General features: G+C 64.7%; 12 protein-coding genes and 1 tRNA gene. 12 read left to right on the forward strand and 1 reads right to left on the reverse strand.

Features of this window, described 5'->3' with window-relative positions:
- The first annotated feature begins 10 nt into the window (after positions 1-10).
- The 12 genes from JW929_12300 (at position 11) to JW929_12355 (ending at position 14,526) form a co-directional block, all read left to right on the forward strand.
- Positions 11-85: transfer RNA gene (locus JW929_12300), tRNA-Arg, on the forward strand.
- 250 nt (positions 86-335) lie between these two features.
- Positions 336-1,631: a nucleotide sugar dehydrogenase gene (locus tag JW929_12305; GenBank protein MBN1440181.1), complete on the forward strand. Its 1,296-nt coding sequence runs from the start codon at positions 336-338 to the stop codon at positions 1,629-1,631.
- Positions 1,628-2,746: a UDP-N-acetylglucosamine 2-epimerase (non-hydrolyzing) gene (gene wecB / locus JW929_12310; protein MBN1440182.1), complete on the forward strand. Its 1,119-nt coding sequence runs from the start codon at positions 1,628-1,630 to the stop codon at positions 2,744-2,746. Before JW929_12305 ends, wecB begins: the two co-directional genes overlap by 4 nt.
- Positions 2,743-4,395, forward strand: a complete 1,653-nt coding sequence (locus tag JW929_12315; protein ID MBN1440183.1) for a hypothetical protein — start codon at positions 2,743-2,745, stop codon at positions 4,393-4,395. Before wecB ends, JW929_12315 begins: the two co-directional genes overlap by 4 nt.
- Before the next feature lie 4 nt (positions 4,396-4,399).
- Entirely contained in the window at positions 4,400-5,389 is a 990-nt protein-coding gene (locus JW929_12320) for a glycosyltransferase family 4 protein (GenBank protein MBN1440184.1), read from the forward strand.
- A gap of 3 nt (positions 5,390-5,392) precedes the next feature.
- A complete protein-coding gene (locus JW929_12325) occupies positions 5,393-6,529 on the forward strand; it encodes a glycosyltransferase (GenBank protein ID MBN1440185.1) in 1,137 nt (378 codons plus the stop codon).
- Entirely contained in the window at positions 6,526-7,716 is a 1,191-nt protein-coding gene (locus tag JW929_12330) for a glycosyltransferase family 4 protein (GenBank protein MBN1440186.1), read from the forward strand. Before JW929_12325 ends, JW929_12330 begins: the two co-directional genes overlap by 4 nt.
- A gap of 30 nt (positions 7,717-7,746) precedes the next feature.
- Positions 7,747-9,924, forward strand: a complete 2,178-nt coding sequence (locus JW929_12335) for a bi-domain-containing oxidoreductase (GenBank protein MBN1440187.1) — start codon at positions 7,747-7,749, stop codon at positions 9,922-9,924.
- 145 nt (positions 9,925-10,069) lie between these two features.
- Positions 10,070-10,723, forward strand: coding sequence for a hypothetical protein (locus JW929_12340; GenBank protein ID MBN1440188.1), 654 nt, complete (start codon positions 10,070-10,072; stop codon positions 10,721-10,723).
- A gap of 67 nt (positions 10,724-10,790) precedes the next feature.
- Positions 10,791-11,438, forward strand: a complete 648-nt coding sequence (locus tag JW929_12345) for a hypothetical protein (GenBank protein ID MBN1440189.1) — start codon at positions 10,791-10,793, stop codon at positions 11,436-11,438.
- A gap of 201 nt (positions 11,439-11,639) precedes the next feature.
- Positions 11,640-12,290, forward strand: a complete 651-nt coding sequence (locus JW929_12350; protein MBN1440190.1) for a hypothetical protein — start codon at positions 11,640-11,642, stop codon at positions 12,288-12,290.
- 154 nt (positions 12,291-12,444) lie between these two features.
- A complete protein-coding gene (locus JW929_12355) occupies positions 12,445-14,526 on the forward strand; it encodes an alginate lyase family protein (GenBank protein MBN1440191.1) in 2,082 nt (693 codons plus the stop codon).
- A 42-nt stretch (positions 14,527-14,568) separates the two neighbouring features.
- Here JW929_12355 and JW929_12360 read toward each other — a convergent pair whose 3' ends face one another.
- Positions 14,569-14,877 carry an MGMT family protein gene (locus JW929_12360; protein ID MBN1440192.1) on the reverse strand — a complete coding sequence of 103 codons (309 nt, stop codon included), beginning with the start codon at positions 14,875-14,877 and terminating at the stop codon, positions 14,569-14,571.
- Between the last annotated feature and the right edge of the window lie 137 nt (positions 14,878-15,014).

The raw sequence follows: 15,014 nt of genomic DNA on the forward strand, positions 1-15,014 counted from the left end.
CGACAACGATGCGCTCGTAGCTCAGTTTGGATAGAGCACTTGCTTGCGGAGCAAGGGGTCGCGTGTTCGAGTCACGCCGGGCGCGCCTGTTTTTTCAAGCGCATGTTTTTAAAGGGAAATGCCGCGGCCGGGCGGCATTTTTCTTTTCCTCCGGCTCGCCAACGCCGGTCAGGTCCTGTCCAAGCGGCTTTTTCTGGCGGAATCGCAGGCGGCAGAAGCGAGGCGCGGGAAGCGGCCAAGGCCGAGGGACGAGGCGAGGGGCATTTCTTCCGGGATTGGTCGTGTGCTAGAATCCTTTGCGGCCCTGCCAGGCTGGAATATCCGCGTCAACCGGAGTGTATGTGAAGTTCTCGAAGATCTGCGTTTTGGGATTGGGATATATCGGGTTGCCCACCGCCGGAACCTTCGCCACCTGCGGCGTAAAAGTCGTCGGAGTGGACGTCAATCCGGCGGTCGTCGAAACCCTGCAAAACGGCGGTTTGCACATTCAGGAGCCGGGTCTGCGGACCATCGTCCAGGCGGCTTTCCAATCCGGCAACCTTGTCATCCAACCGCAACCCTCCGAGGCCGACGCCTTCATCATCGCCGTGCCGACGCCGATCCATGAGGACAAAACGGCCGATCTCTCCTGCGTCGCCTCCGCCGCCGAATCGATCCGGCCGCATCTGCGCAGGGGGAATTTGGTAGTCCTCGAATCCACTTCGCCGCCGCGCACCACCCAGGACGTCGTCCGGCCGATTCTCGAAAAGACCGGCTTGGCCGCCGGGCGGGATTTTCTGTTGGCTTATTCGCCGGAGCGGGTTCTGCCGGGGCAGATCCTGCGCGAACTGATCGAAAACGCGCGCGTGATCGGCGGGATCGACCGGGGTTCGGCCGAGGCGGGGCGCGATCTCTATGCGCTGTTCGTCCGCGGCGAAATCATCCTGACCGACGCGGCCACCGCCGAAACCGTCAAGCTCATGGAAAACACCTTCCGCGACGTGAACATCGCGCTGGCCAACGAGTTTCTGCGGTTGGCCGAGCGTTCCGGCGTGGACGTGTGGGAAGCCATCGCCGCGGCCAACCGCCACCCGCGGGTGAATATCCTCCAGCCCGGTCCCGGCGTGGGCGGCCATTGCATCAGCGTCGATCCGTGGTTTTTGGTCGAAGCGGCGCCGGAACAAACCCCGCTCATCCGAACGGCGCGCGAAGTGAACGATTCTCAGCCGGCCTTCGTCGTCGACTACCTTGAGCAGGCCGTCGGAGGACTCTCCGGATGCAAGGTCGCCGTATTGGGCTTGACCTACAAACCGGACGTTGACGACGTCCGGGAAAGCCCGTCGCTTGAGGTTGTCCGCCTGCTCGACCGCCGCGGAGGGCGGGTTTCGGTTTACGATCCTCTGGCGCCTTCCGTCCCGCTATCCGGCGAACGTGCGCGCAGCGCTGCGGAGGCCGCGGACCAGGCGGACGCCCTGCTCCTGCTGGTGGCCCACCGGGAGCTGCGGCACCTCGCGCCGGAAGAACTGCGGGGACGGATTAAGCGGCGGCTGGCGGTCGACTGCCAGCACGCCTGGGACCGGACGCGGTGGGAAACGGCCGGCTTCGATTTCCGCGCCCTCGGCGACGGACACCGCCAGCCCAAGGTTCCATGACCCGCCGCAAGGTCTTGTGCATCGTCGGCACGCGGCCGGAGGCGATTAAGATGGCGCCGGTCATCCGCGAGCTGGCCCGGCGCGGGGAAGAATTCCAGCCGCGGGTCTGCGCCACCGCCCAGCACCGCGAGATGCTGGACCAAGTCCTGCGCCTGTTCGACATCCGCCCCGACCACGACCTCAACCTGATGCGGGAAAACCAAACCCTGGCGCAAATCACCGCCGCGGTGTTCGCCGGCCTGGATCCGGTTGTCCGCCAGGAATCGCCGGAATGGATCCTCGTCCAGGGCGACACCACAACCGTGCTCGCGGCGGGCTTGATCGCCTTCTACCACCACATCCGCCTGGGGCACGTGGAAGCGGGTTTGCGCAGCGGCCGGAAATACCAGCCGTTCCCCGAGGAAATCAACCGGCGGGTGGTGGGGGTTGTGGCGGACGCGCACTTCGCCCCGACCGAACAAGCCAAACAGAACCTTCTGCGGGAGGGAGTGCCGGAGGAGTCGATCTATGTCACCGGAAATCCCGTCATCGACGCCCTGCATTTCGTCGCCGACAAGCCTTTCGATATCGCCCGGAGTCAGCTGGCCGGCCTTCCGGCGCAAAAGCGCTGGGTCTTGGTCACCGCCCACCGCCGGGAAAATTTCGGCGCGGCGCTGGAGCGGATTTGCGAAGCGCTGCGGGAACTGTCCCAGCGGTACGCCGGGGCGGTGCATTGGATTTATCCGGTGCATATGAATCCGAACGTCGCCGGTCCCGTCCGGAGGATGCTCGGCCGGAACGAGGACGTATCCCTGCTGCCTCCGCTGGACTACCTGCCGCTGATCCACCTGCTCAAGCGCTGCGAACTGGTGTTGACCGATTCCGGCGGATTGCAGGAGGAGGCGCCGGGATTGGGGAAACCGGTCCTGGTGTTCCGCGAAGTCACCGAGCGGCCGGAGGGAATCCGCGCCGGAACGGTCCGCCTGGTGGGATCGGACACCGCGCGGATCGTAGAGGAGACGTCGAGACTGCTCGACGACCGAACGGAGTATGACCGCATGGCGAAAGCCGTTCAACCGTACGGCGACGGCCGCGCTGCCCGGCGGATCGCCGACATCTTGGAGGAAACCGCATGAAGCTCAATCCGAAGATCCTGATACTCGCCGGCGCCGCGCTGGCCTGTACGTTGGCGTTGGCCGCTTCGCAGGGGGCGGCCTCGGGGGGCGATCCATGGTGGTACGCGGAGGTTTTCTGGCCGAACTTCCTGGTGTTTCTCATCCCCATGCTGCTGGCCTTCGGATTGATCGAGGTCGCCACCCGCTATTGGCTCCCCGGCGGCGGGGGGGAGTTCGCCCGCCGGTGCACCTGGGGCGCGTTCGCCGCTCGGCTGGCGTTCCTTATCGTCGCGCCGATTTTGATGCTGATGTGGGGTTATGAATCCAACCGGAACCTCAAAGGGTTGGTCCAATTGGACGCCATCAACGCCACCGATACCGCCTGGCATGCGGCCGCTTCCGGCGGGTCCGTCTTGGAAGCCTGGGGGCGCGGTCCGGGAGACAATACCGGGGGCATCACCGTCCTCGGCGTTGCGCTGTTCCGCATGCTGAGCCCCGATCTGGAGCGGACTCTTCTGCTCGGATTGGTCGCCTGCGCCGTCACTTCGCTGACCGTAATCGCCGTGTACCGGCTGGCTTCGGGTTTGTTCTCGCCCCGGGTGGCAGGGGCCGCCGCACTGGCGGCGGCGGTTTTCCCCGAAGCCGTGATGATCGGCGCATCGCATCAGCAGATGGGATACATCACCCTGATTTTCAGCACGGCGCTGTTGGCGATCGCCGGGCTGATCCGGAGCCGGGGGCCGGTTTCGGAGGCAGGGGGCCTGCCGGAGCGGAAAGCCGCGGCCGTGCTCCTGGTCCTTTCGGCGGTGCTGGGCTTCGTCGTCTCCCAGCAGTTCGCCGTCCTTGGAGTCATATGCGGGGCGGTGTTTGCCATATGGCTTTCGGATCCGCGCAGGCGGATCGGGCGGATCCTCTGGATCGGCGCCGGAGTGGTGATCGCGGTTTTGATCGTGCTCCGTGTGCTGGCCGCAGCGGACATCATTTCGAGCGATTGGGATTATCTCTTTGGACAATATCGATACCTGTACGGAATGGCTTGGAGTGAATTCGAGAAGATGGTCGACGCCGGCGGCGGCGATTTCTTCCAGACCGTCCTCGCCGGAATGGAGAAGGGGCCGGCGTTCGCTCTGGCGGGGATTTACGGATTGGTCCGGCCGGCCCTTCCGGCCGCGATCGGCTACCGCAATCCGGCGGCGCAGGGCGGTTTTTTCTGGCAGTTGCTGAACCTCTACCGCAGCTTGGGCTGGTACCTGATCCTGCCGGTCCTGCTCTACGGAACACTGAAAGCCGTCCGCGGGATCCTGAAGCGGAATCCGGAATTCATCCTGGCGGCGCTGTTTTGGTTCGTCGCGCTGGTCGGGTCCTACCGGGCGTTCGGCGACGAATGGGACAATCCGCGCTACCGTTTGTTTGCCCTCGCGCCGATGGCCCTGCTTTCCGCCTGGGCTTGGACGGCCCAGCGCGAATCGCGCGATCCTTGGTTTCTGAGAATCGTGATCCCCTTCGCCACCGCGACGGCCGCTCTGACGGTTTGGTACATCCTCCGGGATTACGCCAATCTGGATTTCCCGGCGGTGCCGTCGATCCTCGTGATCGGCGCGATCACCGCGGCCGCCTTCGTGGTTTCGCTGTTTGTGGTCCGGCCGAAGAAGACCGGTCCGTCCGGTTAGCCCGATGCGCGTCTGCCTGACCCCGCGGGTCGGGGGAGGCGGGCCGGCGTCGTTTCAAGGCCGCCTGCGGGAGGAGTTCCGGCGCCGGGGGGTGGAAACGACGTTCGACCCGCGCGAGCGCCCCCTGGATGCGGTGCTGGTGTTCGCCGGGACGAAGGACCTGCTGGCTTTGGCGCGGTGCGCCCGCGACGGAATCCCGATCGTCCAGCGGTTGAACGGAATCAATTGGCTGCATCGAATTCTTCCGCGCCCGCCGCTGCACCGCCTGCGCGCCGAACTGCTCAACCTCCAATTGCGCCTGATCCGGTCGCGCTACGCCGGGCGGATCGTCTACCAAAGCGAGTTCGCGCGTTGCCTGTGGGAAGGACGCTTCGGTCCGGCGCTGGCGCCGGCGCGCGTGATCCACAATGGAATTCCGCTGGAGGAGTATCCCCCGCGGCGGGAAAGCCACGACGGGACCCTGCTGGTGGCGGAAGCCAACCTGGATTTCCACAAACCGGCGCGGGAAATACTGCGCGAGGTCCAGCGGTCGATGATCCACAGCGGGATGCTCAGCCGGCTGAGCATCTTCACGCGCATCGCACCGGCCTGGAGGCGCGAATGGGCCGTCTTCGATCCGCGGCCCGAAACTCCCGGAATGCGGCCGCGGGCGGAGGTGATGGTGCGGCAGAAGCGGGCGGCCTTGTTCCTCACGATGGATCTCAATCCCTCCTGTCCGAACGCCGTCATCGAAGCCCTCGCGGCCGGCCTGCCGGTGATCGGCTTCGAGACCGGCAGCGTGGGCGAGCTGGTGGGGACGGGGGGCGAAACGGCCGTCTACGAAGGAGACCCGTGGAAACTGGAGGTCCCGCGCAATTTGGAGGCGCTGGCCGCCGCCGGGCGGCGCGTGCTGGAGGCGTGGGGCGAATACTCGCGCCGGGCGCGCTCACAGGCCGAGCGGAAATTCGACATCCGCCGGATCGCCCTGGCGTATTTGGAGGCGCTGGCCGGATAACCGATGACGGTCCGACTGCCGGAGAGGGTGGGAATCCAACAGCGCGTGCTGCCCGTCTACCGGGCCGCGTTTTTCGATTCGCTGGCGCGGGCTCTGCCGGGAAGGCTGTCCGTCTTCGCCGGATTCCCCGGGCCGCGCGAGGGAATTCCGCAGGCGCAGGAGCTGAGGTCGGCGGTTTGGGTCCGGGCCGGGAACCGTCCGCTCGGGGCGGGCAGGTTTTCCATGCTCTGGCAGTCCGGCTGGCGGGATTGGCTCGCCGCGGAGGATCCGCAGGCCGTCGTGCTCGAGGCCAACCCGCGCTATCTTTCAAATTATTGCATCCTGCGCCGGATGCGCACGCGGAAGCGGCCGGTGATCGGCTGGAGTCTCGGCCCGGCGCGGGCGGCGGGAATCCCTCCGGCCTGGATGCGCGCCTTTTACGGAGGGTTTTCCGCGATCGTCGTCTACAGCGGCGGCGGGGCGCAGGCTTTCCGGGATTTGGGAATCGACGGCGGAAAAATTTTCACCGCGCCCAACGCGGTCGAATCCAAAACCGCGGAGGAGCTGTTGGGGCGGTCCGATTCCCGCGCGGCGGCCAGGTCCGAACTGCAATTGGACGATCGGCCGGTGATTCTGTTCGTCGGCAGGCTGCAGCCGAGGAAGCGGGTGGATTCGCTTCTGCGGGCCTGCGCCCGCGAAGGCGGCGGCTGCCAATTGTTGATCGTGGGCGACGGAGAGGACCGGGCGCGTTTGGAGCGGACTGCGGCGCGGACCTTTCCCGCCGCGCGGTTCACCGGCGACTTGCGCGGGGAAGCGCTCGGCAAATGTTTCCTTGCGGCGGATTTATTCGTCCTTCCGGGGACGGGCGGCCTGGCCTTGCAGGAGGCCATGCTCTACGGAAAGGCCGTCGCAGCGGCCGAGGCCGACGGGAGCCAAAAGGATTTGATCCGCGAAGGCGGGAATGGATGGCTGCTCCCGCCGGGCGATGAAGACGCGCTGTGGAGGATGATTCACGAGGCCCTCCGCGATCCCGTCCGGCTGGCGGAAATGGGGGAGGCCTCCCGGCGGCGGATCCGCGGGGCGGCGACGATGGAGAAAATGGTGGAAGGCTTCCTCGAAGCGCTGCGGTTCGCATGCCGGCCAAAGGAGCGGCGGATATGAAACTGGCGTTTTTAGCGGACGGACGGAGTCCGATCGCGATCAATTGGATCCGCTGGCTGGTGGAGCAGGGCCACGAGGTCCATTGGATTTCCTCGCGGCCGGCGGCGCCGCCGCTGGCGGGATTGGCCTCCTTCCGGGTTCTGCCGGTCTTTCCGGAACTGCCGTCCGGCGTTAAGGTTTCGCGCGGCCGGCGGTTCCTGCATCCGGCGGCGACGCTCGTCCGCCACTGGTGGATGCCGTTCCGGCTGGGAGCCAGGGCGAGCCAATTAAATCGGTGGATGGCGGAGATCCGTCCGGACCTGCTCCATGCAATGCGCATTCCCCAGGAAGGAATGGTCGCCGCGCAGGCGAAACTCTACCATGGATTTTGCAGGTCTCTGCCGCTGTTGATCTCGGTATGGGGCGACGATTTCACCTACCACGCAAAATCCTCGCCGATGATGGCGGAGTTGACGAAAGCCGCGATGCGCAAGGCCGACGCCTTGCACGCGGATTGCCGGCGGGACATTCGGCTCGCGTTTTCCTGGGGATTGCGCATAGACACCATGACAATGGTAGAGCCGGGAAACGGTGGAATTCGGATCGATGAATTTTGTTCTGGAGATGCTGAAAACGAGCTTATCAAGAAATGGTCGCTTCCGAAAACCGCTTTTTTTATCCTAAATCCCCGAGGAATTCGGGGTGTCGCGAGAACCGATACATTCTTCAGGGCAATACCCCTGGTTAAGGAAAAACTCCCTAACGTCCATTTTCTGGCTTTGAAGATGGCCGAAAAAAACGAAGCGGCGGATTGGGTGCGCAGGCTGGGGATCAGGGAATACATCACTTTGCTGCCGCCGCTTTCGATGGAGGAAATGCCGCCGCTCTACCGACTCGCGCCGGTCATGCTTTCCCTGACGACGCACGATGGGCTTCCCAACGTCCTGCTGGAGGCGATGGCTTGCGGATGTTATCCGGTCTGCGGCGATGTAGAATCCCTGCGCGAGTGGATCGACGACGGGCGCAACGGATCGCTGGTTCCGCCGGGGGATCCGCAGACGGTGGCCGGGGCGCTTGTCCGCGTGGCAAAGGATGCTGCGCTTCGAATGCGGGCGGCGGAGCGCAATCGGGAAATTATCGCCAAGCGGGCGGAGTGGCACGGGGTGATGGGCCGGGTGGAGGAGTTTTACAGGGCGATGGTCACCTGACGCTTCGTCCGATCCGCGGGAGAGGTGTCCATGAAACAGGTTGTCCAAAACATACGCACGGGGCGGACGGAGATCGTCGAGGTCCCTTGTCCGAAACCGTCGCCCGGCGGGGCGCTGGTGCGGACTGCGGCCAGCGTGGTGTCGGTCGGCACGGAGCGGATGGTCGTCGAATTCGCCTCGCGCTCCCTGATCGGAAAAGCCCGCTCGCGGCCGGATCTGGTCCGCCAAGTGCTTCAAAAGGCGCGACGCGAAGGATTCCTGACCGCGATGCGGGCGGCCTTCCGGCGCCTCTCCCAGCCGATGCCGCTCGGATATTCATCGGCCGGCACGGTGGTGGAGGTGGGGGAAGGGGTCGGGGAATTCCATCCCGGCGACCGCGTAGCCTGCGCGGGCGGAGGGCATGCGGTGCATGCCGAGTTTGCCTCGGTTCCGGTCAACCTGATGGCGCCGGTTCCCGCAGGCGTGGACTTGGAGGAAGCCGCGTTCGCCACGCTCGGCGCGATCGCCCTGCACGGATTCCGGCTGAGCGAAGCCGCACTCGGCGAATCCGTCGCCGTCGTCGGATTGGGCGTGCTGGGATTGCTCGTTGCGCAGATCGCCGCCGCGGCCGGATGCCGGGTGTGGGGGGTGGATTTGGATCCGGCCAGGGTGAAGCTGGCGAGGCGTCTGGGCGCCGGGGCGGCCGTCCGCGAAGGCGCCGAGGACGCCGCGCGGACTTTCACCGCCAGCCGGGGATTCGATGCGGTGATCGTCTGCGCGGACGCTTCCTCGTCCGATCCTCTGGCCTTGGCCGGAGCCATCGCCCGCGACCGAGGGCGGGTGATCGCCGTCGGCGCGACGGGAATGACCCTCCCGCGAAAACCTTATTACGAAAAGGAACTCGATTTCCGCGTCTCGCGTTCCTACGGACCGGGACGCTACGACCTGCTCTATGAAGAAGCCGGGGTGGACTACCCTTACGGCTACGTCCGCTGGACCGAACAGCGCAACCTGGCCGCTTTCTTGGACCTCGTGGCCGCGGGAAAGGTCCGGATCGGACCCCTGGCCGGCCGGCGGTTCGCCCTGAAGGACGCGGCCGGCGCGTACGCTTTGATCTCGGGAAAGACCAAGAAAAAAGAATCCTTCCTCGGCGTCCTGCTAACCTATCCGCCGGACGCCGCACCGGCCAAATCCATCGCCGTCCGGCCCAGCCCCGCGCCGCAGGCGGACGCGGCGGAACAGGTGCGGCTGGGCGTATTGGGCGCGGGGCTTTTTGCCACGCAGGTCGCGCTTCCGGCCGTCGCGCGGATTCGGCGGGTGGAAAAGGTGTCGATCGTATCCGGCGGCGGACTCACGGCCGCGCTCGCCGCCAAGGAATTCGGCTTCCTCCGCGCCGCGGCCGATCCGGCCGACGTGCTGAACGATCCGGCGATCAACGCCGTGGCCATTTTCACCCGCCATCACCTGCACGCCGCCTTGGCGTCCAGGGCGCTGGGCTCCGGCAAGCACGTCTTCTGCGAGAAGCCCCTGGCTTTGCGGGAGGAGGAACTGCTGGAAGTCGAACGGGCGTGGAAGGACGCCGCCGAGCGCGCCCCGCTCACGCTGATGGTGGGATTCAACCGGCGCTTTGCACCGCTGGTTGAACCGGTCCGGCGGATGATCGCCGAGGCCGGTGAACCTCCGGTGCTCGCGGTCCGGGTGAATGCCGGCGCCTTGCCGCGCGGGCATTGGACTCAGGATCCGGTGCAGGGCGGCGGACGGATCCTCGGCGAAGCCTGCCATTTCGTGGACCTCATGACTTTCCTGGCCGGATCGGCGCCGGTGCGCGTGTTCGCCGGCGGGGCGTCCTCCTTCGGCGTGGATACGGAGGACAATTTCGCCGCCACGCTGGAATTCGCCGGCGGCGCCGTCGGCACGCTGGTGTATTCCTCCGCCGGAGATCGGGCCTTCCCCAAGGAGCGGATCGAAGTTTTCTGCGGCGGGCGGGCGGCGGTGATCGACGATTTCCGGACGGCCGAAATTTGGCGGGGCGGGAGCCGCCACCGGTGGCGTTCCCCCATGGCTCAGGACAAAGGCCACCGCGCTGTGTGGGAGGCCTTTATCCGATGCCTTCATGACGGCGGGCCGGCGCCCATACCGGCGCCGGAGATTTTCGCAGTCACGCGCGCCACCTTCGCCCTGCTCCAGGCCGTCCGGCAAAAAACCGTCGTCGAGGTCAGCGGAGGGTGATCCCCGGTTTTTCCCGGCCGTCGAAGCACGCACGCCAAGGCCCGCCGAGGGCTTTCGTTTTGCGGAAAAGGCGGTTCTGGAGGATAATGACCCATCACTATTAACCGCCGGATTGCCGGTATTCCATACGCGAAGGGGAGGAAACATGTCCTTGGATAGGGGTGCCTGCCGAAGGTTATTGGTTTTACTGTTTTTCCTTTCACCCGTGCTCAGTTGTTCGACGGTTAAAGAGGCGATCTGGCCGCCGACCCCCACGCCGACCGCGACGGCGACCCCCACGCCGACCCCCACGCCGACGCCTACCGCCACCCGCGTTCCGATCGCTCAGCGGGATTTTGCGGATATCCTTCTGCAAAAAGAGGAGCTGCCGGATGGTTTCATGCAGATCGACCTTCCGCATTTGGAAGACACGTTCTCGGAGATGCTGGGCGGCGCGGCAACCTCGGAGTTGGAGTCGGTGCTCGAGGAAATTGTGACCGGATACGCCCGGTTATTTTCCTCCGAGGAGGAAATTTACACGAATATGATCCTGGTCTACCCCGACCCGGGCTTCGCGCAGACCGCCTTTGTGGAATACCGGGATCTGATCGCCGGACAGGAGGAGGAGATCGACGCCGAGCAAGTCGGAGAGGAGAGCGCGATGTTCGATCAATCCTCGCGCGGGGTAGTCTACTATTTCATTCTCTGGAGATACCAGGAGGCGATTCTGAATCTGCAATATGCCGGGGAAGACGGGATCGAGCCGGAAGACTTCCTCCGCCTCGCCCAGTCGGTCCAGACCCGCCTAGAGGCGGGATAGCGCTTCGCGCGACGCGTTCCGGGTCGAGGTTTTCCGTCATTTGGATGAGGATTTCAAAGGAGGATACATGGAAAAATCATCCGCTCGGAACTGCTCGAAACGGTGGTGGATTCTGCCGGCGCTGCTGCTTCCCTTATTAAGCTGCACGACGATCAACCAGATGCTCTTTCCGCCGACACCGACGCCGACGCCGACCGCCACGCCGACGCCAACTCCGACCAACACGCCGAGCCCTACTCCCCAATCCTTGGCGGATTTAAATTTGGCGGAGATCGCCTTGCAAGAATCGGATCTGCCTTCCGGCTTCGAGAAAAACGTAATCCCGGACATCGGCGAAGCCCTGGCGGAGTCGATCGGAGGCGCCGGAGACGTCATCACGGAGGACTTGGTTAAAGACTACGCCGTCCTCTACATGCACGGACAGGATCAATTTTTCTTAAACGCCATCCTGGTGTACTCGGACAGTGCCCAAGCCTCCACAGTTTACAGTTTTTTTGCGGCTCGAGTGCTGACGGGGAGCGCGGTGGATATCCCCGCCATTGGGGAACTCAGCATCGCCGGGAAATACTATGATTCCGGCGTTTACTCCTATTCGGTCTTTTGGCTTTATCGTGAGGCCGTCTTCGAGTTGGATTATGTCGGGGTGGCGGATGTCTCCATCGATGGATTGGTTCATTTGGCGCAGATCATCCAAGGCCGGGTTGAGGCAGTCTGATCGGGAGGGGGGATTCCCGCCCGCCGCAAGCGTTCCGCCCTTTGCTGGATCCGGAGGCAGGGCGGGTGTGTGCGAGAGCAGGGCGGAGTTCTTTCCCACAACGGCGTCCGATCCGGTTTTAATTTGCCGTCCGGCGGATCCTTCGTTCGAACTGCCCGTGGTTCGCGCGACGATGTTGCCCACATGGTTGAAGGAAGGCGTATGAACACGTCATCGCATATCCATCAAGGCCGTCGGCTGTGGATTCTGTTGGGGCTGATGATCCCCCTGTTCGGATGCGTCACGATCCGAGAGGCGATCTTTCCGCCGACGCTGACGCCCACGCCCACGGTAACGCCGACCCCGACGCCGACCAGCACCCCAACTCCGACCCGTGTGCCCCTGGCGGAGCAGGATTTGGGCGATTTGGCGCTGAGGCGGTCGGACCTCCCGGACGGACGGTATGTGGAGACGGTGCTTCCGGACTTCCACGAAATTCTTTTGGAATCCGGCGAGGAAGACACCGGTCTGATCCTCGAAAACCTGGAAACCGGATACGCCGTACTTTTTCTGTCCGGCACCGAATCGATTTACATGAATGTGATCCTCGTCTACGCGGATCCAGCATCGGCGGCGCCGGTCTTCGAATACTACGCCGAGAATTATTCCGAGGGCGATGAGGTGGAAATCCCGCGGATCGGGGATGCGAGCACGGCCGTGGAGATGGAAATGTCCGGCCTGTACGCTTATGGGATCGTCTGGAGGTACGAAGAAGCCATCGTCCAGATCACCTACGTCGGGGAAGACGATATCGGAATCGACGAAGCGGTCCGACTGGCGCAGACCGTTCAGGGCCGCTTCGAGGCCCTCTAGCCGTCGGCCGGTTTTGACCGTCTGACGGGAGGGGCGATGGCGCGGCGCACCGACGCGGAAGAAGGCAGGCGTTCGCGGAAGCCGCGCGGCCGAGCCGCGCGGTTGTTCGTTATCCGGTCCGGCGCCGGACCGGCTGAGCACGGTCGAGGAGGCGATGAACCCTTTCGAGGTTCTGGGCATCATTGGGATCCGCTCCGCGTTTTGGTATGCGGTGTACCGAGCTGAACTGGCATCCGGAATTGCCCGAAAGCGGACGCCGCTCGTCGGGTGGCAGGATCTGATCGATCGGCTGTCCGAAGCGGCCGCGGATTGGTCCCCGGAGAACGGTCCACCGTTCTTCTTCCGCGGTTTGGACGGGATCGGCGAGTACCTTCGCCGCATCTCCCCGGATTCCGCGGGCGCGTTGGCGGAGGAGCTGGCGCACATCCGTAAAGGATCCTTCCGGCTGTGGGAGGACCGCCGGCACGCCTGCGGTTTTCCGCCGGAGTGGAACCGCAATCCCCTCACCGGCAGGCCCGCATCCGCCGAATGCCATTGGACGGAGGTGCGCGAGGAAGCGGCCGGCGACATCAAGGGATTGTGGGAGCTTTCCCGGTTTTCCTTCGCATTCCGGCTGGCGCGGTGCTATGCCCTGACCGGGGAGGAGCAGGCTCCGGAGACCTTCTGGCGTCTGGTGGAATCCTGGGTGGGGGCGAATCCTCCCAACGCGGGGCCGCAATGGATCTCCGGTCAGGAGGCGGCGCTGCGGGCGATGGCGTGGACATTCGCCCTGCACGCGTTCGCCGACTCGCCGGCCACCACGCCGGAGCGGGTGAAGATGATGATGGCCGCGCTCGAAGCGCATGCGGCGCGGATTGAAGCCACGCCGGCCTATGCCCGGGCGCAGAACAACAACCATCTGCTTTGCGAGGCGGCCGGGCTGTTCACCATCGGTTTGATGTTCCCCGCGCTGCCCGGCGCATCGCGGCGGCGGGATCTGGGCTTGCGGCTGATCGGTGAAGCCGCCGGCCAGTTTTTCCCCGACGGCGGATACATCCAGCATTCCCACAATTATCACCGGTTCGCCGTCCAGCTGGGCTTGTGGGTTCTGCGCCTGGGGGAGTTGAACGACCGGCCGATCCCGGAGCTCCTGCGGCGGGGCGTCCGGCGCTCTTTCGACCTGCTGCGGACGTTGACCCATCGCAAAACCGGACGGGCGCCGAACTTCGGGCACAACGACGGCGCGCTGTTCCTCCCGCTCAACACCTGCGAGTACGAGGACTACCGGCCGCTCCTGCAGGCCCTTTCCCTCTGGAGGGACCGCAAGAAGGTCTTCCGCGACGGTCCCTGGGACGAGGATGCGCTTTGGTTACTCGGACCGGATTCGATCGGCGGGACGAAGCGCAGACGCCCGCGGGACGTCGAATTCGAACCCAAGCCGTTCTTCGCACCCTGCGCGGGGTTTTACGTGCTGGAGGGAGTCGAATCGCAGGCGGTGATCCGTTGCGTGCGGTTTCGCAGCCGGCCGGCGCACGCCGACCAACTGCATCTCGATCTGTGGTGGCGGGGGGAGAACGTCGCCGCCGACGCCGGCACCTACCTGTACAGCGGCGAATCCCCGTGGCGGAATTCCCTCTCCCACGCCGGGGTCCACAACACGGCCACGGTCGACGGGCAGGACCAGATGCGCCGGTCCGGGCGGTTTCTGTGGACCAGCCTGGCCGACGCGGTGGTGGGGATGACCCGCGAGGGCGTTTGGTGCGGTTCGCACGACGGATACCGGCGCCGGGGGGTAATCCACCGGCGTTTGGTGGAGTATCTCGACGAAGATATTTGGATCGTCACCGACGATCTGCTCGGGCAGGGAGCGCATTCGGTCCGGCTGCATTGGCTGATCCCGGATTATCCGTGGGAATGGAATGCGCCGGAGAAGGATCCTGCGCTGGTGAGCGCGCTTTCCGAGAAGGTGACAGGATGGAAAGACGGCTCCGGCGGAGGCATCGCCCTCAACACGCCCGCCGGGGGAATCTCGCTGAGGATTTGGTCGAATCGGCCCGCGGTTTGGGATTTGTACCGGGCTGGCGAGCGGATGTACGGCCCGGAAACGCCGGACGATACCGTGCCGAACGCGATCCGCGGCTGGCGTTCGCTGCGCTACGCCGAAAAAACCCCCGCGCTGTCCTTCGCCGGGAAGATCGAGGCGGAATTGCCGGTGCGGTTGATCAGCGTCTGGGCTCCGATCCGCCGCAACAAATGACCGGAGTGGTAAGAACGGAGAATATTTTTCTCCGGCGTCCGCTCAACCTTGCCTCGACCAGCCGAACTCGGCCATCCGGATTTTCCCCTTTTCGTCGAAGTCCACGCCTTCGGATTCCAGGAGCTGCCGTTGGACGGAGGATCCTTCCCCGCCCAGGCTGATCTTCCCGCTCGCGCCGACCACCCGGTGCCAGGGTACCTTCTTTTCTGGCGTCAACGCGTGCAGGGCGTAACCCACCAGGCGCGCGTGGGAGCCCATCCCGGCCAGGCGCGCGACCTGCCCGTAGGTGGCCACCTTGCCGCTCGGGATCCTGCGGACGACGGCGTAGATCTTCTCATATAGTTCGCTCATCGATCGATCCCTTACTCTTGTAGAAGAATAATATCTTAACACCCAAAGGCGGTTAGTGTAACCTTCTTTCTGTAAAAACACTCAGATACAAAAATGGTAGGTCTGGTGTATTCTTTCGGGTGACGAAACCAACGAAA

The sequence above is a fragment of the Anaerolineales bacterium genome, assembly GCA_016928575.1.
Lineage (GTDB): Bacteria > Chloroflexota > Anaerolineae > Anaerolineales > RBG-16-64-43 > JAFGKK01.

Coding starts and splice junctions, on each gene's coding strand:
- wecB (MBN1440182.1), top strand. CDS start 1,628: ATGACCCGCCGCAAGGTCTTGTGCATCGTCGGCACGCGGCCGGAGGCG.
- JW929_12315 (MBN1440183.1), top strand. CDS start 2,743: ATGAAGCTCAATCCGAAGATCCTGATACTCGCCGGCGCCGCGCTGGCC.
- JW929_12320 (MBN1440184.1), top strand. CDS start 4,400: ATGCGCGTCTGCCTGACCCCGCGGGTCGGGGGAGGCGGGCCGGCGTCG.
- JW929_12325 (MBN1440185.1), top strand. CDS start 5,393: ATGACGGTCCGACTGCCGGAGAGGGTGGGAATCCAACAGCGCGTGCTG.
- JW929_12330 (MBN1440186.1), top strand. CDS start 6,526: ATGAAACTGGCGTTTTTAGCGGACGGACGGAGTCCGATCGCGATCAAT.
- JW929_12335 (MBN1440187.1), top strand. CDS start 7,747: ATGAAACAGGTTGTCCAAAACATACGCACGGGGCGGACGGAGATCGTC.
- JW929_12340 (MBN1440188.1), top strand. CDS start 10,070: ATGTCCTTGGATAGGGGTGCCTGCCGAAGGTTATTGGTTTTACTGTTT.
- JW929_12345 (MBN1440189.1), top strand. CDS start 10,791: ATGGAAAAATCATCCGCTCGGAACTGCTCGAAACGGTGGTGGATTCTG.
- JW929_12350 (MBN1440190.1), top strand. CDS start 11,640: ATGAACACGTCATCGCATATCCATCAAGGCCGTCGGCTGTGGATTCTG.
- JW929_12355 (MBN1440191.1), top strand. CDS start 12,445: ATGAACCCTTTCGAGGTTCTGGGCATCATTGGGATCCGCTCCGCGTTT.
- JW929_12360 (MBN1440192.1), bottom strand. CDS start 14,877: ATGAGCGAACTATATGAGAAGATCTACGCCGTCGTCCGCAGGATCCCG.